Raw genomic sequence first — 21,722 nt, 5'->3', positions numbered from 1 at the left:
ATGTCGAATTGGTTAACTGTCTGTCATTTAAGAGGAACGTATATAACAGAGCCTATTCAACTTAACATGAGCGGCGATGATCTCATAAGTAAAATATCTTGGCAGGCCGACTCATCTACAGAGGATGCGATAACTGTCCAGGTACGTACACGTCAATTACAGCAACAAGACTGGTCTGATTGGTATATTTGCACAAATGGAGCACCACTCCCCTTTGAGCGTACTTCACTCATGTCGTCTCGTTCTGAACTTATGTTTAGAATTCTATTTGAATCTCAAGACTATCGGACTTCTCCAGTCTTTCATCAATTGCAACTCTATCTTGAGCCTGTCCTTGTGTTTAATAATAAAGGAGATTTGGCATGCAGACCTGAAGTATGGATTACCAAACAAAGCAACGGCAACCTGACACTTTTAAATATGAATAATGGAAACAAACCATTTTCATTTCAAAATTTGATCGATCAAGAGCACCTATATGTGCACAACGAACGTGAAGAAATTCAAACCAGCTTACCAAATACGTATCGTTATACTAACTTTAACAACGAGTATTTGGTGCTGCCAGCAGGACGAAATGTGCTGAGGGTGCAAGGCTCCGCTAAACTCCAATTCCGTTATCAATTTACACGACTACACTGATAAAGGAGGTGAAACGTTTGTTAGGTGACATCGACTACTTAAAATCACCTGTTCAGCCACAATTATTTTTGGTTCGTCCAGACCTTACTCTTATTAGTAAAATTGCCGAGGCCTATGATATCCATCAAAGTCTTCGTCTGGCCTCTCTTAACGAATTATCTTTTAAGATTCCCTACGATCTCGACCGCAACCATCTGCTTACGCCCAATCGACACACAGATTGGATTAAAGGCAGGTATGTGATTCAGGTTGAGTTGGGTGACAGCATCGAACGATATGTTATTTCAAACATAAATGAAAAAATGGAAGATGGCGGAAGCTGTTATTTTGAAGTGAAATGCTTCTTGCTCCCATTTGAATTAAAGGACAAGCTGATCCGAGATGTTTCATTAGAATCCTCGCATGCGGAACAAGTGTTGTCCCAACTGTTGGCATCCACACTATGGTCGATTGATTATTTAGATGCTGATTTTAAATTAACCTACCGCACTTTCGACTTTACAAATACGACCGTTCTGGATGCCATTTATAATGTGGCTGAAACTTATAATGCAGTGATTCAGTGGGATACAGTAAAACGAACCATCTCCATGCACAAGCCAGAGTTCTTCGGCATCAACAAAGGGTTAAAGTTTTCGTACGGCCACTATCTCAAAACATTGGACAAAGATTCAAAAGCTGATGAGATGGTAACACGGCTTAAGGCATACGGTCATGAAGGTCTCTCCATCCATGCCGTAAATCCTTCAGGGCAGCCTTACATCGAGGATTACAGCTACTTTATGTATCCCTTCCAGCGGGATGCCAATCGTCAAGTCCTGTCCTCAAGTTCCTATATGTCGGATTCCCTTTGCCATTCATTGCTGGATTATGCTGCCTACACAGAGACAAAGCGAAATGTGTTTGATACCTATTTCAAGGAACGACGTGGCTATGAGCTGCTTGCATCGCAGCAAACCGCTGACCTCGACCAGCATCGTCAGAAGGAAGCGTCTACGACAGACATTGTATTAAATCAACAATTCGACAAGCGTATGTTTTTTGACAAATACAACTTAAACAACTCATTATCGAATACGACATCGTTTTCGTTAGCCCCCCACTTGCCCTATGCTGTCTTCATTAAATTAACTTCTTCATCGTCAGGCGCAGTAAGCTTAAATGGGAACAATTACCCAGTACCTGTTAACCAGTGGGTTGTCTTAGGAAAACTGCATCATATCAATACGGCCTCCATCTCCGTATCAAGCAACAGCTCCACTGAGGTATATATTCAGGTTGCTAACATTTCGCTTGACGAATACAATACAGCTTCGAATGAGCAGGAATTGATTGAGAAGTATAGCCTGGACTATAGACAAGCAGCGATTAGAGCTAAGCAAGCTGAACTAGAAAGCACTAAAGCCCTGATAGCTGAGGTGAAGCAAAAAATAGCGCTTCTGCAAAAAGAGTTGGACAGCAGCAATCATTTTACGGAAAAGCAGCTTGAAGAGCTTAATGTTTATGTGATTGAGAAAGAGTTCGTTGATGATAAGTATGTGGATCAGGAGGATCTGCTCAAAGCTGCATGGGAGAAGCTCAAAGAGCTTCAGCGTCCGCAGACCAGTTTCTCTATTAGTGCCGTTAATTTTCTCGCTCTGCTGGAAGAACAGCATAATTGGGACAAGCTTGTGCTTGGCGATTATGTCACCGTTCAATATGAGAAGTTAAACACCAATATCGAAGCACGTATCTCTGAAATTACGTATAACTATGAAAATAGTGATATCAGCTTGACGATTAGCAATGTCAAAGAGATTTCAGATGATTATAAAAAAATAGAAAAGTTTATATATGATAGTCAAAAAACAACCACTACAGTAGACAGCAGCAAGCAGCAATGGGATAAAGCAGTCGTTGACTCCTCAGAAATTCACGACCTTTTTACAAACTTCTGGAATAAAGTGACCAACGACATCAATATGGCTTCCAATGAATATGTCACAATCGATCGCAAAGGGATTACAATTACCGATCCGCATGATTCTTTACGTTTTTTACGAGCTACACACGGTGCTTTGGGCCTCACCCGCTCCGGCGGCTTGCGTTACGAAACTGCTATTACACCAGATGGATTGATCGCTGAGCAAGTACTCGGGAAAATTATTACTTCGAACCGTGTCATCATCGGAGACAATGATGGCTTGTTTCTTATCGAAGGTGCGAAAGCAACCATTACAGACAAGTGCAAACGTGAAGTGATGAAAATCGGCTTGTATGACGAGCAAAAAGACAAGTTTGGCATACTCCTAAACCGTTATTACCATGATCCGACCAACCCTGCGCTTCAATGCAATCAAGAGATTACAAATCGAGTTATTATGAATGAATCAGACGGTCTGATCATTCAACGCAAACGCAGCAATTCATATGAAAATACGCTCTACACTTCATTGGATGGGGATCTCTTTATGAAAGGAAATTTCCAGGCTGGTGAAGGAGAACGTGTATTTAAGGTGAACCATGAGGGTCTTTCGTTAGGTGCCTCAAATTGGTCCGATGCTCCATTGCATGCTGATTATTATGGTACTGTATGGATGAACAAGCTGATTGCCAAACGAGCAGACATTACCGAATCGACTTTCAAAAATGGTCATATTGAAGGCTCCAGCTTATTTATTGGTCAAGGGGATCGCTCCTTTAGTGTGTATCCACAGCAAGGCATATGGGCAGGCAGCTTCAATTTTGCGAGTGCCCCCTTCTCGGTTACATTGGATGGAACACTCAAGACTCGCAAAGCGATCATCACAAACGGCGAGAATAAACTGCTTATTGACAGCGAAGCAGGCAAAATTAATTTGAACAACTTTGACATTGAAGGGGTTGGCCGATTAAGCTCCGAGATGATTGCCGTTAAAATGATAACCGCCGAGGGCGGATACATTAGCGATCTTACCGTAAACAAAGTGAATACGCTTTGGAAGGATGAGCCTGTTGGTTCTCATGTCAATTACGTCGAGATCAAGGACCATGCGATTAAATTTATTACCGCCAAAGTTTCGGCCAAAGAACAGCTAAAAGACCCGCAAGGCAGACCTTTATACTGGACTAATCAGAATCGAGAAATGCTGACGCCTGAAAATACGGGTATTATTGCTGAGAAAAGTATCCTTAATCCAAAGTGGGAAAAGCATTGCATCCGCTTTGACGGCGACGGTGGCACTGCCGAGCCGAAGCGTATTATTGGAGCTGGGGACGGTGGCCCTAATGACAGTGCCAAAGCTGTTGAAACGAAATACAATGGCGGCTATAAGCTGCAATATTTGGCAAGCGCAACAGCAAGAGAACGTGTCGTCGACTGGACTGACAAAGGGATTCACGTAAAAGCGACCGAAGGTTCCATTGAACTGAACAGCAAAAGCTTTAGGGTAGCGGTTGAGAATGGTGTGGCTGAGATTTCCAATGGCAGCGGCTCTTCAATCCAGCTAACAGCAGATGGAGACATCCTGTTCAAAGCGGCACGCAATATGAAATTTAATGCACAACGTTATGATTTTGAATAATGATCATTTTTTACTATTAGTGGGAGGTGAACTATGTCAGGAGTATGTGTAGATGGATCGTTATTGGAAACGGCGCTAAAAATCAACTATGTGAGGTATATCGAGAAATACATTAAGGGCCATACTGCCTCCGTCACCTTACCAGATGGAACTGTGATTCCTGGTATTCCAATACTCGCTGAACAGGATCATTACAGCAACGCCAAGATTAATGGAAATGTGGTGTCCAGCGCTAAGCTTAAAGTTCAAAATATATCAGTATGCACTGTAGATAACCTTACTCAGGAAGAGTGGCAAGCCGATCCCACACCCTATCCTCACCTTTCAGGAAGTATTATTTCCATCTCCCCATCCTCAAATGGGAGTGGTCAAGGACGTGTCACTTCAGGCAGTCCAAAAGTATTTTTTCAAGGAAAAGCAGTTGCCAAAATCGGCTCCCGCGTCAATACACATCTCAACCAAGAAACGACGATTGCGACCGGAAGCAGTAAAATGTTTATCCCTTAAATGTAAAATATATATGAATACTAAAATAAGGAGGTGTTAATCAAATGTCCGAGCTTCGCCACTATCTTGAATTAAATGATCCCGTTGCTATGGTATGGCGTAAAGGCAACAATCAGGACCCCTTTACAGATCGCAATGACCTGCTGCCTGTCATTAACGGGATCATCACGTTGCTTGAAATTCCTTCTAGTCAGCACAAAGTACATATTGATGGTATGGTCGAGATCAATCAGGAATTGTACAATCAAACATCCGCTCTTTTGCCCGATCAGTTTCTAGTTAACTATGCTAACGGCAGCATCCAGTTTCACCCTCAGCATGAAGGGGCCACCTTCTCATGCAAGTACAAAGGGAAAGGGCTCATTCTCTACCCTGCTTCCCGTATTTATGCCATGGTACGACGACACCCTGATGTCGTGAAGACATTGCAAGAAATTATTGATGAGGCTCACACGAAGCTGAATGACACCCATTTGGCTATGGATCAAGTTGAGCAGGCGATCCGTGAAGCACATGATGCCTCAGCTAAGGCTAGCATGGCAGCAGATCGAGCCAGCCAAGCCACTGCGAATGCAATGGATGCAGCTCACAATGCTATACATGCCGTTGACTCTACTAAGTTACTCTTCAAGCCTGCCGTAAGTGATATGAAAGAGCTCTTGCGTACCCATCTGAACCCACAAGTGGGCTGGACGGTGCAAACGTACAAGGATGGCATCCGATACCGATATGACGGCAAAGACTGGGTTCCGATTGATATTTTCGGAAAAAATATTCAACTGGTCAATGAACATGCCGATGGACTGATGTCTAGCAGCGAGCATAGCAAGTTAAAATCAATCCCTTTAGAGACGAAAGAACGTGTAATCGTATTTTGCCTGCCCTCTTATTTATTTCAGGGGGTGCAAAATATTGTTGCGCGTTTTCCATTTAAAGGTGAAATTGTTGGCATTAAAGCGATCTGTGGTGTTCCAGGTGATACCGATTCAGAAATCACAATTGAAAAGTCAATGAATATGAAGGACTGGCACAATATTATGTCCCGCCCCGTTCAATTGGACGCTTTTAGCCACTATGACGATGGGCAAGCTGTTGTGGATCCTACCACTGTTTATGCTGGCGATTGTTTCCGGCTTCATGTAGTAAAACAAGGATTAAATATTCAAAATGTCACAGTAGAAATGATTATAAAAATATAACTTAAGGAGTTTGATTATTATGGCAAAGCCGATTATTTCTTGGTACAACGAAACACATTCTGCACAGGTGAATGCCCCTGTTGACTTTGGGATTATTGATGCAGGTGATTGGGGTCCTGTATATACCTTTAATATTTGGAACAACCGCAATCAAGCGATCGATGTCCCCCTTATTAAAAATTGCAGAATTACTACTCGCGACATGAAGGGCGGAACGGGTGATACGGTTGGTAACGAAGTCGAAGTTGTCAAAAACAATTGGTTCCATGCACAGGTTAATTCCCTCGGAGAAACCGATCTAAAGGATCCCTCCTCTCTAATTGGGAAAGATTACGAAAAGCCTATCGGGACAAAAGGCGTAACCACCAAAGATTACACAGGCAAAGCCTATCCTTCTCCTATCGTTCCAGCTGCTGGTGACATTTTGGGTGTTAATAATAACGGAGATCCTGTTGATGCTGCAGGCAATTATGTTACAGTCGCTTTACAAGCCGAAGTACCCTTGAACGCCAGCGCAGGCCGACAAGATTTCCGGTTCCGTGTAAGTTATAGTTTTTCATAATGCACAAACAATAGCTAATCTGTAAATTTACCGTTAGAGCTGTTTAGCCAAGAAACTAAAATAGGCCTCGAAACGACGCTTCAAACGTCCGTTTCGAGACCTTTTTGCTTTACTTATGTTGTTACATAACATCTCACAATACAATGGAGGGATCGATTTGATATTAGGAAACAAGCGGTACACGTATTCTCCCGTGCCTCAAAGTTTTATTTGGATAGCCGAATATTATGATGGTACTCATTTAGCCGAGTACAATTTAACCACACACCAATCTAATTCATTCTACCATATTCAACGCGATAAACTGATTCGGTTCGGGTTAATAGGAGAAGGTTCTCAGGTTTATATAAATGTAGCGGATGGTACATTCACACTGAATGATCACCGTCTCACGATATCCTATGAAGCTGATGGAGTAGAATTTCCACTAACCGGTCGTACGTTCCTCTACAATGACATTATTTCATATAAGGACGCGGTTGCAGATGCTTGTATGCTTGGAACAAACCAAAACCACGGCATGTTTGAACAGACCATCGTTCAGTATAATATGGGCTATAAAAAAACGATGCAGCTACTGGATGTAAACATTCACTTTCAATGTGTGCTCGGTGTTCCCTACCAAGATGCTTCTTTCCTACAAATTAAAATAACTACGGATAAAGATCTGGATGGCAAACTTATTATTCGCCGTAATGGATTTAAGATTGACACCATTCAAGCGCCATTAAAGTGCGGAGCAGCGGGAACAATAAATTGGGAAATTAGATAGAGAGGTGAATAGTAGTGGTAAATACACAGGAAATAAAGCTTCCTATAGATTTGCAAATGGGTACGTTTAATAAAACCATTTTAAAAGACGGCAAACTTCAGTTGTCTGAAATTACAAAAGATGACAAAGGAAACACCGTTTATGAGCCTTCAGGAACTTGGGAATCCAGCATTATCCCTATCTATGATCAAGTAGCATCATTTCACCAAATTTCATCCAACACCATAGTAAGTGGAAATGGCGGAAGTTATACCATTTATGCACAGTCTTCAGCAGATAAAATAACTTGGTCACCCTACGTGGAAGTAGATGTACAAACGGGCAATATGCAGACACCTAAAAATAAATTTGCACGCATCAAAATTGAATTTTCCTCTTCTCCTACAGATGCTACTTTTACAGTAGATGCATTTGACAAGGGCAAATACAACAAAGAAACGATTACTTCTAATACGGGCGCATTAGGACTGAAAAAGGAGTACACCTATAAATATGAATTCGACGGAAGCTGGAAGGGTACTGGCACACTGTTAAGAAAAAAAATAGAACATCAGAAATTCAAAAAAATTAATGCTTTGGAAATCATTAAAAAGTAGATGAGGTGTTGAAATGGCAGCTCCTGCAACAACAGGCAGTCTAAAAACGACTGTCGCTGACATGAAAATAGGAGATTATATCACTATTTCCTATACAGGTTCAGAGTATTCTTTTGGTGTAACTACTACTGGATTAAAAGAAAGAGACATCAAGGGCGAAACAGATCCCATGACCGGTTCTTATTGGTACGGTATTAAGGTAGACAAAGGGTTTATCATTTCAGACCGCGTCGTGCAAACTCGTATAACTTGGAGTACGTACAATGCCAACAAGCAAATGGAAGGCGCAGAAATGAACTATCAAGGATTCTCCTTTGTGGCACGTTCGTTAAGTGGTGGTTGTGCATTTGCAGATGCTGACGGAAATCCAACGCTGAATCAAGTAGATATAAAATATGGTGCCTTCCCTACTACTAACGAATATGATACCTACATCAAACGCTTCCCATCCTACTTAATTAAATATGGTAATACATTAGATGATGTATTTCATTATAATGCAGAGTATACATTAACCACGGATGCCTCCATAACAGGGAACTATATATATCTAAATGGTAAATCGATGAATGTTTCGGACGGTTATAATAGAAGGATTAGACGCGGGGTTGAGCAAGGAGATTTTGCTGATGTATTTCCTTATGGAATCAATGACGTAGCTAATACAGGATTACGCCCAGTATTTCAATATAAAGAATAAGGTAGGTGAACAGAATGGCAGTAATAGGTGAAAGCCTGCTAAACCCTGAATCCGGGTGGACAAGATATGATGATAGCTTTCCTGACATTAAATTTACAGGAGCATGGACAGATTGGAGTCTTGGTACTTTCTACAATAAAACCTCCAAGGTAACTACTGAAATCGATAGTACAATTTCTTTTAAATTCAAAGGCACCAAATTACGAATATTAACCTATACCCGACAAGGTGGATTCTCTTCCAGTAACGTACATATTTCCATTGATGGACAAAAAGAAACCTATGCAGAAACAGGATTACAATCGGAGCTTACAACAACACTGGTATATGAAAAAACAGGACTAGAAAATAAAGTTCACGATGTCATGATCACAACAGCACACAAAGGTACAAACTACGCTCTGACACTAGATGCCATCGATATTGATGATACTGGATATCTAGTAACGGATAATGAGGTATTTGACTTTTCCGAAATGGATATTGGAAAACGTATTCGATGTAATTATTGGGGTTCTAACCATCTAGCGCAAGCGAGCCTATCCTCCTTTGGCAAAGCATCCAAACCAATTCTGTCTCCTTCTATTCCTGGAAACACTCCATATGGGGACTTTTATTTTATTTGTGTGGACAAAGATGTACATGGAAGATATATGCTCATTGCAGATCGTAATGTTCAAACTGGAATATCCGTAAATGATTATATTAAAAATGGTATGGAAAGTTTCTCTGGAATTGAATTAAATTATGAACATGTGATACTAACCGAAAATATGTTATCTGCTTCTGATTCTTCTGGCTCGAATACGGCAGATAAAACCATTGATGGAACTCATCATTCGTCTTGGCGAAGCCCAAGTTCGATTGCTTACTTCCAAATAGATTTGGGTAAGGGCAATGAGAAAAGGATTCAAAGAATATCATTATCCAGACCTAATGGCACTCCCAGCTACTTCCCTAAAGACTTTATGATTAAAGCTTCTAATGATAATGTTAACTGGACTACCTTATCAACATTAACTAACATCCCGGACCCTGAAATCCTGCAATTCGTTCATTTTGACTTTGTTAATGTTAATAAATACAGATTTTACAGACTCGATATTCAAAAAGGACAATCAAGTAATCCAGGAATTGGTGAAATACGCCTGCTTGAAAAATCAAATTACACCATCATTAATAGACTAATGACAGGCGGTATTAATGCTGCGGACATCAATAACGATTGGGATAAGTACATCGTTAACAGTACACTTAACGGGACGATTAGTGCTGGTGATGATAAGATCTGGAACTGGTCTTCCATGTGGTCCATAACAAGATCATCCAAATCCTCAGATGCTACACGTCGCGTATTCAGAGGAAAAAGTGCTGCCCATCAGATTAGCGACAATACTAGCTTATCTTCTGCTGCTGATCTTGGATTTAGGCCGATGATCATTGTAGAATACAAACCCACTAAATCATTAATCTATCATAATGGAACATATAAAAAATATATACCAGAAACTCCAGAGATTTATGGAAAGCTAAACAGTACGATGACATCCAATACAACACCCAGTGGAATCGTTAATGCTAGCAGCTCCTATGATTCTACATATACTGCCTGGAGAGCTTTTGACGGTTATACGACATCAGGCACCTATTATTGGAACTCCAAGACCACATCAAATGAATGGTTATCCTACGAATTTGAGCAACCTAAAGTAGTAGATAAATATATTTTAATAACTAGTGGTGGTGTGCAAGTTCCAAAAGATTGGACCTTTGAAGGCTCGCATGATGGTATCAAATGGACAGTCTTGGATACACAAAAATCATTTTCTAGTTTTAAAGCAGGTATTAGAGAAGAGTTTAAAATAAATAATACAATTGCCTATAAAATATATAGAATATTTATAACCACAGGCAATGGAGGTTCATATATTTATATCTGGGAGCTTGAATTACATGGGATTATCCAATCCCATACAGGATCACAATGGGTAACGCTAACCTCAGCCCCTTCACAGCAATTGTTCGAACATAACGGTATAGATGACCTGTCTACCTTAAACAGGAGTGAAAAAATAACAAAACAGCCTATGATTAAATCAACTTTAGGAAACGGTTCATTATTTAAAACCCAGGTTGATTATAACAAATTTATTGAAATCAATAGATTAGATATAAGATAGAAAGGGTGGTACTAAAATGATTCGTGCATTAAAAAAGGCAACTCCTGATATGACCTCTGATACAACCCCTGGTGGGAAAGCTAGCGCAAGTTCGGTATTTAGTACGAGCGGCGCTTATTTTGCATATCGAGCATTTGATGGAAAAATAACAAATACGGGATCCTATGACAGCTGGGTCACCGCTTCGGGCACTTTAACAGGATGGCTGCAATATGAATTTCCCACCCAAAAATGTATTATCAAGTATAGTCTTATACATGGTTATAACAGTACGAACACAGCTCCAAGAGATTGGACAATTGAGGCGTCTAATGACGGTGTAAATTGGGTTATTTTGGACACAAGAACAAATGTAACAGACTGGGTACTATGGAGCAAGAAAGAATTTGTTCTCTCTAATACAAATCATTTTCTTATGTACAGAATAAATATTACGAAAAATAATGGCAGCACCTCCTATGTTGGAGTACAAGAATTTGAAATGTTTGAATCTAATTTTGAAGACAGCTACCTTATTAAACACGATAATAAGTATTACGCTACATCTAACAGCCCTAATCTTATACCTATAATGACATCCAATGTATCACCAAGCGGCTCTGCAAGTGCAAGTTCAATCGCTAATTCTAGTCATGATGCTTGGAAAGCTTTCTCCGACTTTATTCATACTAGCAAGTACCAGGAATGCTGGGAGAGCAGCGGGAGGATACCAGCATGGTTATGCTATGAATTTCAAACTGCTATACGTGTTGATTCATATGGTGTTCAAACGATAGATAGTACAGATGATCTCAACAGATCTCCTCGAAAATGGACGTTTGAGGGGAGTAATGATGGTGTGTCCTGGATCGTCTTGGACAAGCAACATAATCAAATCAATTGGAAACAGAATGAAACTAGATATTATACTAACCTGACGTCCCAGCAAAAATTTAAAAAGTATAGAATTAATATTACAGATAACAACGGTGGCGATTACTTGCTAGTCAGAAGACTGGAAATGTATCAAAACATCTTACATATTATTGATGGTTCCAAAACAACAAATATCGATCAGAACCACTTTATACAATATGGAATGGACCATAAAATACTCTTCCCTCTCAACCAATCATTTGATACACATTTTATTGTAGCCCAGAACAGATTTCCTCTTGGTAATGGACAATTATTTAAACAAAAAATAGAAACGTCCAAAGCATCTATTCACTCTGTGGATATTAAAAATGAACACCAACTCAACCTAAAATGTTTAGTTAAAAACAAAAATGAGACATACAGTTTTGATTTCAACCATTTCATTTGGAACAAAGTAACGGAATTAGAGCCAACAGAGCAACATTATTTAAATTACGGTATGGATGATATTTCGTTGATCAACCTTGCTTCTTGGAGTGCATTTGAAGGAGATATTGAGCTGTGTGTATACACGGATTACTTGCCCATTTCAGAGATATTCATGAAGGTCGATTCAGATGATTTTTCATTTGCTGACAAACACGCTGATACATTTGAAGTATTGTATTATTCGAATAACCAATCCATCCAAACTGCAGATCTGTATATTAATTCAAATTATTGTCCTCTTGATGAACTAAATGGTGATATTGAAGTTGTTACGTGGACCAGAGAAATCACCAAAACTATTTCTGATCATATTCGTGCTGATTATAAGGGACATTATACGGAGGGAGATATGTACAGCACAAAGGTTGAACTACAGAAGGGCAGTGGCACTAAAGCAATCACTGGTGGTCAATAATGGATTACTAGTATTCTTTTTTGCAATTCAATGTAAAGGAGATATGGAATGAATACCAGTTACGATAATTATGGTGGCAAAGGTAACAGAAAACACTTAATTACGATTAACAATACGATTTCATTTTCTACGACTAATATTTACAATTTAATTGATGGCAACATGGGTAATGATATTTATTTTTCAGGAAATCAACAAGTGGCTCAAAAATTTATATCCTTCGACTTTAACAATAGAATTTATATTGATGAGTTTAAACTAGTTCAAAATAATGCCTCTACTCACGGTATTTGGGTATGGCAAGGAAGCAATGATAACTCATCTTGGATAGAAGTCACTAGTCAATTTACTCTCGGTGGGGCCGCTGCATCGACTATTAAGACCCTAATCTCCCACAACCAATATTATCGGTATTATAGATTGTTAGGTGTGTCTGGTATACAAAGTCAATCACCTTATGTACATGAGTTCGAGTTCAAAACACTACCTCTACAAAATAAAAGTCTTATTCTTATGCAGAATAGCGAATACAAAAAGTATATTCCATACAAACCTTTTCAACCAAGTATGAATGCAATTCCGGTCATGACTAGCGCAACATCTTCGGTTGGTAAAGTCATTAGCAGCCCCGTATTGTATGGTTACAATTTGTGGGGAGCATTTGATGGAAACGCAAACGGAACAAACGCATGGGCTTCCAACACTGGTAAATTAGGTTATGTCGGATTTGAATTTTACACGAAATCAAATATCGTGAAGTATACATTACAGCCAAGGGGTGCCGATACTCAAATACCTAGAATGTGCCGAGACTGGACCTTTGAAGCTTCACAAGATGGTATAAATTGGATCATATTAGACACCCAGACAGATATCACTAGTTGGACTGTTGGCAGTAAAAAAGAATTTAATATTAACAATAATAACTCTTACTATCAATATCGAATCAATGTTACAGAAGAAGTAGATGGAAGTAATAGTATTCTAGTTATTGGTGAATTGGAAATGATTACGCCAGAGCTACCCGAAATAATGGAAGGCTGGGAAACCGTAAGAACGTCCCCCCCCACCAAAGAGGAATTTGATAAACACGGTATGGTAGATCTTTCCGTCATCAGTGAAGCGTTATGGACTGCAACCGCAGCCATTTCACCAACGATTGAAGTTGTTACTTACGTCCCAACAGGCAATCCACAACCTACTTTTATTCAAAGCTATGATGATATTCCTCTTGAATTACAAATGAAGGCAATCCCACACCCTGAGCTTGTCATCAGCGATGTCGAATATCCTTTACACGGACATTTACAATCTATCCTGATCGAAGAATTAACTGGAAATGGATACAAAGGCACCGCTAGATATGTCCTGTCATTTGATAATGGCGCCACATGGGAAACCTTAACTGCTGGGACATGGAGATCTGTTGATCTGTCTAATCTGGAACAAGTAAAATCAGAAGGCATGACTTTGGCAGAAATAACGGCTATTAAACCAGAGCAATTTTCTAATAAAGGTCGTTCCGTACGATTCGCCTATTTTTTGGATTTGAGCATCCATAGAAATGAAGAGATTCTAGTTGATCATAGCAAGCTCATTATCAAGTCGAGTCTGGATGACGTCAAGCTTAGCGACCTTTCCTTACATCTCCTGAATACACCAGCAACCCTTGACTTACAACTGCAAGGGAATAAACTAATCGGCAAGTTGGTGGATGCTGACCATGGTAAAGTAAAATATAGAATTGTACTTAATGATAAACCACTTTACCCGACCACAGGTGAATTTACGAGCCTATATCCTTCACCACATGACATTAGTATCAATATTCCTGAAAAAAATCTTCTCTTTAACCAGTTGAATACACTCCGTTTTGAATATCAGGATTATTGGGGTTCCATTCAAACCTGGCAGACTACTTTTACAGGCACTTATTCGGGCCTAATGTTTATGAATGAGTCTGGTGATTACTATTCCGACACCTTCGGCGGCATTCTTGAATATTTGGATATTGGCACGTTAGTGGCTGGTCAAACCTCATTAGAACATAAAATAAAGCTTAAAAATCAGCTAGGTTATGATGTTAAAAATTTGCTTTTGGAAGTGGAACCGACAGGCCTTCCATCTGGAGTCGCACTAGAGCTGTCATCTACAACGAATCCCTTCCTTGCAAACGATAAACTAAATTATGCATTTACAGTTAAAGACGGCGCTGAGATCGAATTTTATGTGAGACTATCCACCCACATTGACGCCCCTCCTACTCCGAACGGACGAATCGAAATTCGAGCCAAAGCCGATAAGGCTTAATCTCAATACAATGAGATTGGAAGTGATTAAAATATGGATCATCACGATATAGACAGTACTTTATTTATACGTACTCCCTCAAATAAAATGGTCGGTACGTTTAAATTGTACGGATACGGAGAAGGACATCTTAACTCTAGCCTGCTGGTTACAACTGGAGTTAAGGAGTACATGGATACCACTTTCACCGTACAACAAAATGTTCAATATAACCTGCACTCCACATTAGAAATTCAATACAAAGGTGAACATGAGTTAAATGCAACGCTTGAGGTCATTGGCGCTAATAATCTAAGCTCAACTATCGATGTTCGACCTCATAATCAAATGTATGTGCACTATGAGTTAATGCCTGCGCCGAGAAAAAACTTGGAGCTTCCGATTATCGCAGATGCTACTACGCGCTCAAGAGCAGATCTCCAGACGATTAACTACGGTGACATGCAGCGTATGATGATTGGGAAAGAGCGAGACGAAGAATACACCAGCTTCGTTGATATCGGGAACCTGAAAGAACGCATCCCTGATTTATATGCGCTTGAACAAGCCAAATTAAGAATCTATTATGCTGGCGCACTGAATAACAAGCCGCGTATTCATTTGCAGCAGCCTAATACGATCTGGCGTGAATTAGGAGTTACTTACGCCAATCAACCCTATGCGGTCGAGCTGCTTCAGCACCAGTACACGGTTAATAAACAGGAACGGTACATTGAATTTGATATACTTGACGTTTGCAATCGATATATTAGTCAAGCTATTCCTGCCTATGGATTTCTTATGGACAGTCCTGATGATACAAGTGTTCATTTCTATACACGGGAGTCCAAAAATCCTCCCTTATTAATCGCTGCGTACATCTCAAATGCGATTTATAGTATCGGGAGAAGCCATACCGAAGCAACCGTGTTTATTAATGGGACAGGGCGCAAAGAAATAGTTGGGAAACTCACTATTAAAAGTAATTATGGAGCTACTGACATACCAGCATCCTTATACGTGCACAGACCTGAAGTACCTTTACATTTACTATTGCCAGCGACACTTTCCGTTACACATCTAAGCTTACCGGCCCAGGTCACCTGCTCAATCCCGATGACAGATGATATCGCAAGCTACATGTACATCTCTGAAGCTAGCATATCTGAACAAACAGCAAGCTTGACAGTGTCTAAACGAGATTTAACTGCAACCGTGATTATTGATCCTAACGCCTTTTTATCAAGTTATGTAAAAGTAGCCATATGGGAACAAGCTTACCAAACAAGCTGCCTTGGCGTTAATGTGCAGGATCTGCATAGCTGTCTTGTCGTATCAAATGTCAAACAGACTTCATCTAATATCAACGCTGTATTAACAGTGAAGCTAGAGGGGCAACACGATGCATCCGCATTATTGGGTGTATGCAAACCTGATATTCCTGCCAGCATTACAATTAGAGTACAGGATAAAAATGAGTTCCCTGCATTCGTTCACATTCCACATTACGATTCAACAGCAGCAGTGCTTAACATCAATAAACTTGACCTGTCAGCTTCAATTGGCGTTATATACTCCCATTATGCAGATGCCTTTATCCAAGTATATGAACGCAAGTTCCTCGACTCAACACTAACCGTCCATCAAATTAGTCAAATAGACGGCCAATTGACTGTTCATCAGATTCACCAGGTAGACAGTTCCCTAACAGTATCTAAATTAGATCTTTCTGCTCACATACATCCTAGAGTGACCGTATACGACAACTTGCCAGCAACCGCTCAAATTCAAGTACGAGACGTATCCGATCTTCACTGCTCGATTACGATAAAAGGCATGGTTGGCGCCTATTATTATATTATGTAAAGCTGCCCCATTTGGGGTAGCTTTTTTATTTAACGCGGAGGAAGGATGACTGATCTTGTGTACCTAAAAGAATTAACAATATCTACGGCCAAGTATTCATTTAAAATGTTTTCAGATTATACGTTCTATGTTGGTGGAATTGTCGGTGGATGGATTTTTTATTTTACAGGTCTGTCCGTGGTACAACTCCAATCCATTCTACTCATTATCTTTTTGGATGTAGCTACCAGAGTGTGGGCAGAACTCAGAAATAACCGAAGTATTTTATCACGCAAGTTATTTTCGGGATTCTTCGGGAAATTTACCAGCTATATGGTGCTCTTTACGCTCGCACAGCATTCATTTTATTTGCAAGATTTATTCCAGTACGCAATCCTAGGTGGCTTCAGTTTAGTAGAATTTCGTTCCATCTACGAAAATTTGAAAGATGCAGGCCAAAAACATATTACGTTGATCGGTGATCGCATCGAACAAGAACTTAACAAGGGTAACTCACAAAATTAGGAGGATAATATCATCATGACTGCAACGATTTGGTCGACATACGGCTATCGCATTACAAGCACATATGGCTGGCGCTCAGATCCCTTCACTGGGAATCGTACCTGGCATACAGGCATTGATTTGGTTAAATCCCATCAGGCCCCTATTCTTTCTTTTACAGAAGGCATCGTGCTTCATGCACGAATGGGGGTTGCGGGCTCTGGCTTTGGAGGCTTTGGCAACGTCGTAGCTATTCAAGCTAATGATGGGGCTCTGTTATGTTATGCGCATCTGGATAGCATCATGGTTCAAACTGGACAAGTTGTCAAAGCAGGGCAAACAATCGGCACACAAGGATCAACCGGCAGGTCTACAGGTTCTCACCTCCACTTTGAAGTACGCAGCCGTTCAACTCCAAGTTACGGATTCAAAACCGATACTCACCCAGAAACCTATTTATTGAAAACCATGAAGACAGAAACAACAACAAAGCCAATCCCGATTTCCATTCAAAACAAATACATTTGTAACGGCACTTATCTAAATGGCATCACGTACGCCCCATTACGCCTCCTAGGAGAGCGCCTAGGGGCCAACATAACCTGGAATGGGGTGTCAGCAGCAGTAAACGGGAAACACGTGTCAGAAGCCAAAATGAAGGACGGACAATTATACGTACCTGTTCGAGTTTTTGAACAATTGCTGCATGTCAAAGTGAACTGGACAGGAAAAGAAATCTATATCACTACATAAACAATAAGGAGTCCAAACATGTCAGATTATTTTATATTGCTCATTGTAGTCATTTGTACTAGCGCCAGTCTGATCCTGTTTCCCAAGCTATTTAGAAAAGGAATCTTAAATCAAGAAAGAATAGATCATGCAAAGGTGATATTCGGAATCGTAAATATTGTCCTACAACTCATCCACATGCAGCCAAAAGCAAAAGAACGCGCAGTTCTGATGTCAGATATCGCTAACTTAATAACAGAGTTTGTAACGGATCTGGTTGCGCACAATGGAGAAATACAAAAAGGGATAGCTCTCCAAGCATCTAAAGATGTACTAATGAAATTAGATGTCCAGCTATCTGGCGAAGAGGAACGGTGGCTTGAACTCATCATTGAAGAATGCCTCCGCTATCAACAACAACCATAGTTTCTACATTCAAAAGGATCATTCCTTAGTTGATATGGAATGATCCCTTTCTAGAACCTTAAGATTATATTATAGTTAACATCCTTCTATCATCTGCTTACGAATTAATTCGTTTCTCCCCAGTGATTTCCTGGATAGGCGCAATATTTTGTGTGAATTCCAGTGTACCTTTATACTCCCCTGCTGCATTACGTACAGCAAAGTAACGAATCAATACATACTTGTCTTTAAAACGTATCCAAAAATCTTCTGCTTCTTTGCGTCCCGCTTTGAAGTCATCAAGCAGTTGATTGACGATGTGAACGCTTTGCGGCGGGTGGCAGTTCTGAACTGTACGCCCGATTACGGACGGAGTTCGAGTAAACACACGATCCTTGCCGTGGCTGTAGTAACGAACGACATCATGTTCATCTATAAACGTTAAATCCACAGGCAGATGGTTCATCATCAGTTCCAGCTGTGCTACGGACAATATGCCTGTTTCCATACGCACAACACCATCTAACATTCCACTCGAATCCACCTTCTCGCGTGCAGGAACCCAGACTCCACTCGGCTCAGCCAAGAAGTATCCCACATCTGCGCTCTCAGCTGCTATACGAACCCATTCGTCTTCAGTTAACGTCTGCATCGCCATCGGGAATAAAATATTCTCTTCTTTGAAGATCATTTCGTTAACTTCTTGAATAATATGGCGCAGCAATTCAACTATCGCTTGCTGGCATCCGCTACCTGCTGCGTACGCTTCTAACTGCTGTCCTGCGTCTTTTAGCAACGAACGAATGCCATCGTCCACTCCCCACATGACCTGCGTCGGGCCAAAGATACCGTATTTCTCCAAATAGGGAAACAACAGATTTTCCTTTCGGCTGTAATGCTTGTCTATTCCCCTCAACTGTGCGAGGTCTTCAAGCAGTTTGAGTTTATTCCGCTCCTGATCATCCTTAGCAAACCGTTCCGTATGAAGCTCCAACTTGAATTGAACCAGCTTTTCCAGCTCGCGGTTCTCCAGCTTAAAGGTATGAATTGGATGGCCAGCTTCTTCTGTGGCTGCTGGCTGGTGAATCTCCTGTATCGATCCTTTAAATACCGCCGTATGGACGGAACACAACCGCTGTACCTCTGCCACAGGGATGCCCTCTTCCTGCATCAGTGCATGTTCCATTGCGGATATTTCGGCGACGGTGACGTCTCCAACAGCCTCCTCAAATTGACGCTTGACGTCATCAACACTCTTGCCTTCATGCAGCTGTTTGATGATGTCTTTTAACAATTGCTGTCGCATGCTTGTATTTAATCGGTCCCGTTCACGATTGTTAATGATCTCACTCATGAATAAACAGCTCCTTCCCTATAACCATGTAACCCGCTTGCTCAAAAGCTTCTATAATAACACCAATGGAAATCCCTTTAGCTTTAGCGCCTTTAGGAATTGTCATCGCACGGCCAGCCGTATTACGAATGATCGGATTTGCAATTTGGTCAAACCCCAATTGAACCATAATCGAGACAATCTCCTCATTTTCTTGGCACAATTCATATATACTTTTAGATAAATCAAGTGAGGATACACCCAGTCTAATCACCCCATTTTCAAAATGAGAATACTTCTCACAAGAAATGTAACACAGGATGCAAAACCCTCTTGTGATTACAATCACTTTGATAAAGGAGCGCGTACCTAAATGCTTCACAATCAAGTAACCTAAAGACCAGTACACAGTAATAACCGCGTCATTCCCTCTTTTTTTTGAACACAAAAAAACCGTGTTCCTGTCCTCAGGAATACGGGCTGTGTTCACTCATATAGGCAGCATATCTTTGCGCTCTGCAATTGGCCGGCATTGTCTACATACACCAACCACTGATCCATTATGATCAGCATAAAATACAAGCTTACCAGACATTTGTTTGCAATAGGAACATTTCTGTCCGCCCAACTGCTTGGCCTTAAACCTATCAATCGACACGATATTGCTGTTGGCTTCACGACTCTTGATACGCCGCAGCACAACATAGACAATCAATGCAATTGCCAAAATTACAGCTACTATGACATAAAGCAACCTTCACACCTCTTTTCAGTGTAAATCCAAAAGAAGTAATACCTCTATCGCTGCTGCTTCATACTCCTTCGATTAAATAGAAAGTTCGAGCAACTTATTCTATGTTACCATAATTGGCTGTACGACTCCATATTCCTTCATGTTTAATTTAAAGCAAGGTTCAGATGCCGAATTAAGTTAGAGACGCCCACAACAAGCAATTGTGTAAGTAAATCGTTAGCATTATAAAAAGAGTAAGATGCAGGAATAAAGCAGGTATATTTATATATTATGAAAAGCATGTATTCGGAAGTGTAATGAGAGAGAGTGAAAACGGGGATAACTTAAGGTGTCATAAAAGTAAATTAAATTGCAGCGAGCCATAAATAATCAAGCGCTCCTTCTCATTACGGTATGAAATGACGTCAACCAACTCGCCATTTATTTATTCCTGCATCAATAATGATCATGATCAGCTTTATCGAGATTGCGCCAATTGCGCTTCATGCTCAAATTGCTGTTTATATTTTAATACTTTTTTTGTATAGGAACTATCCATTATTCCTTTATTGTCAATCCATTTCTTCGAACCAGCGCGCCCGCGGTTATATGCCAGCAGCATCGCTTTCTCCAACTGCTTGCCTTCATACTCGCCTTCCCAGTAGGCACGGCATTCGATTAACTCCTCAATTCCTAACAGCACATTATGCTGAGGATTAAAGACATCAATCTTGGCTACTTCAATTTCTTTCGCCAATCTGCTGACGTTCCGTGAGTTCATTTGCACGAGGCCATAATCACTTGTGCCATTATCGTTATGATAAACAGTATGTCCATCAAAATTACTCTCTGCCTTGATCAAGCCCAGAAACGTGTAGTAGTTGATACCTTCTTTATTCGTTTCATCCCAGATCATATCTAGTACATCCTCTGGAAGCTTAATAGATGGAACATCTGGACGCATGCTGGACGTGCCAAGCACCGATACTTCCTTAGACTTAACAGCCTTCCGCTGATCAACTGGTTTTTTGGAGCCAGCCTTAGCTATAAATGAACGTGAAAAATCAATGACATAAGCATGGCTTGTCTTGAATTTTTCTAACAACAGTGCCGCCTTGTTCGTTTCTTGCTGAGTAGAAGATGTAAAAAACACTACTGCACCCAACAGAGATAGAACTATTTTAGCCATATCCAACTCCTTGAACTGTACTCCTAGAGAACTATGACTTTTCTCCTAGGGATTTGTTTCTGCCGAATACATTTTTACATTAAACCATAAATTTCAGAATAAAACACGCCTTTACATGAATTCCCATCATTATTTTTCAAAAATTTTCAGATTTACGCATGCGCTTACATTAGTAAAGAAGCCCGCCACTCCTAACAAAATAAAAAAGACGACACCTGTATATACCAGAT

General features: G+C 40.4%; 19 protein-coding genes. 15 read left to right on the top strand and 4 right to left on the bottom strand.

Translation table 11 applies throughout. The features are described from left to right. From QP775_RS00990 to QP775_RS00920, 15 genes are all read left to right on the top strand, one after another. A complete protein-coding gene (locus QP775_RS00990) occupies window positions 1-642 on the top strand; it encodes a phage tail family protein (protein ID WP_285102890.1) in 642 nt (213 codons plus the stop codon). Window positions 643-659: 17 nt separating this feature from the next. Further along, window positions 660-4,184 carry a phage tail spike protein gene (locus QP775_RS00985; protein ID WP_285102888.1) on the top strand — a complete coding sequence of 1,175 codons (3,525 nt, stop codon included), beginning with the start codon at window positions 660-662 and terminating at the stop codon, window positions 4,182-4,184. Between the two features lie 33 nt (window positions 4,185-4,217). Then, window positions 4,218-4,691 (top strand): PAAR domain-containing protein, encoded by a 474-nt coding sequence (locus QP775_RS00980; protein ID WP_285102886.1) that lies wholly within the window; start codon window positions 4,218-4,220, stop codon window positions 4,689-4,691. A 44-nt stretch (window positions 4,692-4,735) separates the two neighbouring features. Further along, window positions 4,736-5,890 (top strand): hypothetical protein, encoded by a 1,155-nt coding sequence (locus QP775_RS00975; protein WP_285102884.1) that lies wholly within the window; start codon window positions 4,736-4,738, stop codon window positions 5,888-5,890. A gap of 19 nt (window positions 5,891-5,909) precedes the next feature. Next, window positions 5,910-6,452 carry a hypothetical protein gene (locus tag QP775_RS00970; protein ID WP_285102882.1) on the top strand — a complete coding sequence of 181 codons (543 nt, stop codon included), beginning with the start codon at window positions 5,910-5,912 and terminating at the stop codon, window positions 6,450-6,452. Between the two features lie 157 nt (window positions 6,453-6,609). After that, complete coding sequence (locus QP775_RS00965; RefSeq protein WP_285102880.1) at window positions 6,610-7,224, top strand: hypothetical protein; 615 nt, start codon at window positions 6,610-6,612, stop codon at window positions 7,222-7,224. Between the two features lie 14 nt (window positions 7,225-7,238). Beyond that, window positions 7,239-7,820, top strand: coding sequence for a hypothetical protein (locus tag QP775_RS00960; protein WP_285102878.1), 582 nt, complete (start codon window positions 7,239-7,241; stop codon window positions 7,818-7,820). Window positions 7,821-7,833: 13 nt separating this feature from the next. Continuing rightward, window positions 7,834-8,520 carry a hypothetical protein gene (locus QP775_RS00955; protein ID WP_285102876.1) on the top strand — a complete coding sequence of 229 codons (687 nt, stop codon included), beginning with the start codon at window positions 7,834-7,836 and terminating at the stop codon, window positions 8,518-8,520. 14 nt (window positions 8,521-8,534) lie between these two features. Beyond that, the gene (locus QP775_RS00950; protein ID WP_285102873.1) at window positions 8,535-10,700 is read left to right on the top strand and encodes a discoidin domain-containing protein; all 2,166 of its coding nucleotides are present in this window, start codon (window positions 8,535-8,537) and stop codon (window positions 10,698-10,700) included. 16 nt (window positions 10,701-10,716) lie between these two features. After that, window positions 10,717-12,462 (top strand): discoidin domain-containing protein, encoded by a 1,746-nt coding sequence (locus tag QP775_RS00945; RefSeq protein ID WP_285102871.1) that lies wholly within the window; start codon window positions 10,717-10,719, stop codon window positions 12,460-12,462. Between the two features lie 48 nt (window positions 12,463-12,510). Further along, on the top strand, window positions 12,511-14,772 hold the full coding sequence (locus QP775_RS00940) for a hypothetical protein (protein ID WP_285102868.1): 2,262 nt from the start codon (window positions 12,511-12,513) through the stop codon (window positions 14,770-14,772). Window positions 14,773-14,805: 33 nt separating this feature from the next. Continuing rightward, complete coding sequence (locus tag QP775_RS00935; protein WP_285102866.1) at window positions 14,806-16,617, top strand: CBM96 family carbohydrate-binding protein; 1,812 nt, start codon at window positions 14,806-14,808, stop codon at window positions 16,615-16,617. A 105-nt stretch (window positions 16,618-16,722) separates the two neighbouring features. Then, on the top strand, window positions 16,723-17,121 hold the full coding sequence (locus tag QP775_RS00930) for a phage holin family protein (RefSeq protein WP_285102864.1): 399 nt from the start codon (window positions 16,723-16,725) through the stop codon (window positions 17,119-17,121). A gap of 15 nt (window positions 17,122-17,136) precedes the next feature. After that, window positions 17,137-17,853 (top strand): peptidoglycan DD-metalloendopeptidase family protein, encoded by a 717-nt coding sequence (locus QP775_RS00925; RefSeq protein WP_285102862.1) that lies wholly within the window; start codon window positions 17,137-17,139, stop codon window positions 17,851-17,853. Between the two features lie 18 nt (window positions 17,854-17,871). Further along, on the top strand, window positions 17,872-18,258 hold the full coding sequence (locus QP775_RS00920; RefSeq protein WP_285102860.1) for a hypothetical protein: 387 nt from the start codon (window positions 17,872-17,874) through the stop codon (window positions 18,256-18,258). 97 nt (window positions 18,259-18,355) lie between these two features. Here QP775_RS00920 and QP775_RS00915 read toward each other — a convergent pair whose 3' ends face one another. The 4 genes from QP775_RS00915 to QP775_RS00900 all read right to left on the bottom strand — a co-directional run bounded on the left by QP775_RS00915 (window position 18,356) and on the right by QP775_RS00900 (window position 21,492). Then, complete coding sequence (locus tag QP775_RS00915; protein WP_285102858.1) at window positions 18,356-19,591, bottom strand: DUF438 domain-containing protein; 1,236 nt, start codon at window positions 19,589-19,591, stop codon at window positions 18,356-18,358. Next, window positions 19,584-19,844, bottom strand: coding sequence for a DUF1858 domain-containing protein (locus QP775_RS00910; RefSeq protein WP_285105650.1), 261 nt, complete (start codon window positions 19,842-19,844; stop codon window positions 19,584-19,586). The genes QP775_RS00915 and QP775_RS00910 overlap by 8 nt, the downstream gene beginning before the upstream one ends. A 216-nt stretch (window positions 19,845-20,060) precedes the next feature. Then, window positions 20,061-20,324, bottom strand: a complete 264-nt coding sequence (locus tag QP775_RS00905) for a hypothetical protein (RefSeq protein WP_285102856.1) — start codon at window positions 20,322-20,324, stop codon at window positions 20,061-20,063. A gap of 457 nt (window positions 20,325-20,781) precedes the next feature. Beyond that, window positions 20,782-21,492 carry a transglycosylase SLT domain-containing protein gene (locus QP775_RS00900; protein WP_285102854.1) on the bottom strand — a complete coding sequence of 237 codons (711 nt, stop codon included), beginning with the start codon at window positions 21,490-21,492 and terminating at the stop codon, window positions 20,782-20,784. Window positions 21,493-21,722: the final 230 nt, after the last annotated feature.

The sequence above is a fragment of the Paenibacillus sp. UMB4589-SE434 genome (assembly GCF_030226685.1).
Classification (GTDB): domain Bacteria; phylum Bacillota; class Bacilli; order Paenibacillales; family Paenibacillaceae; genus Paenibacillus_B.
Note: the sequence above shows the minus strand (reverse complement) of the source record. Positions and strands in the feature narration are given on the sequence as shown.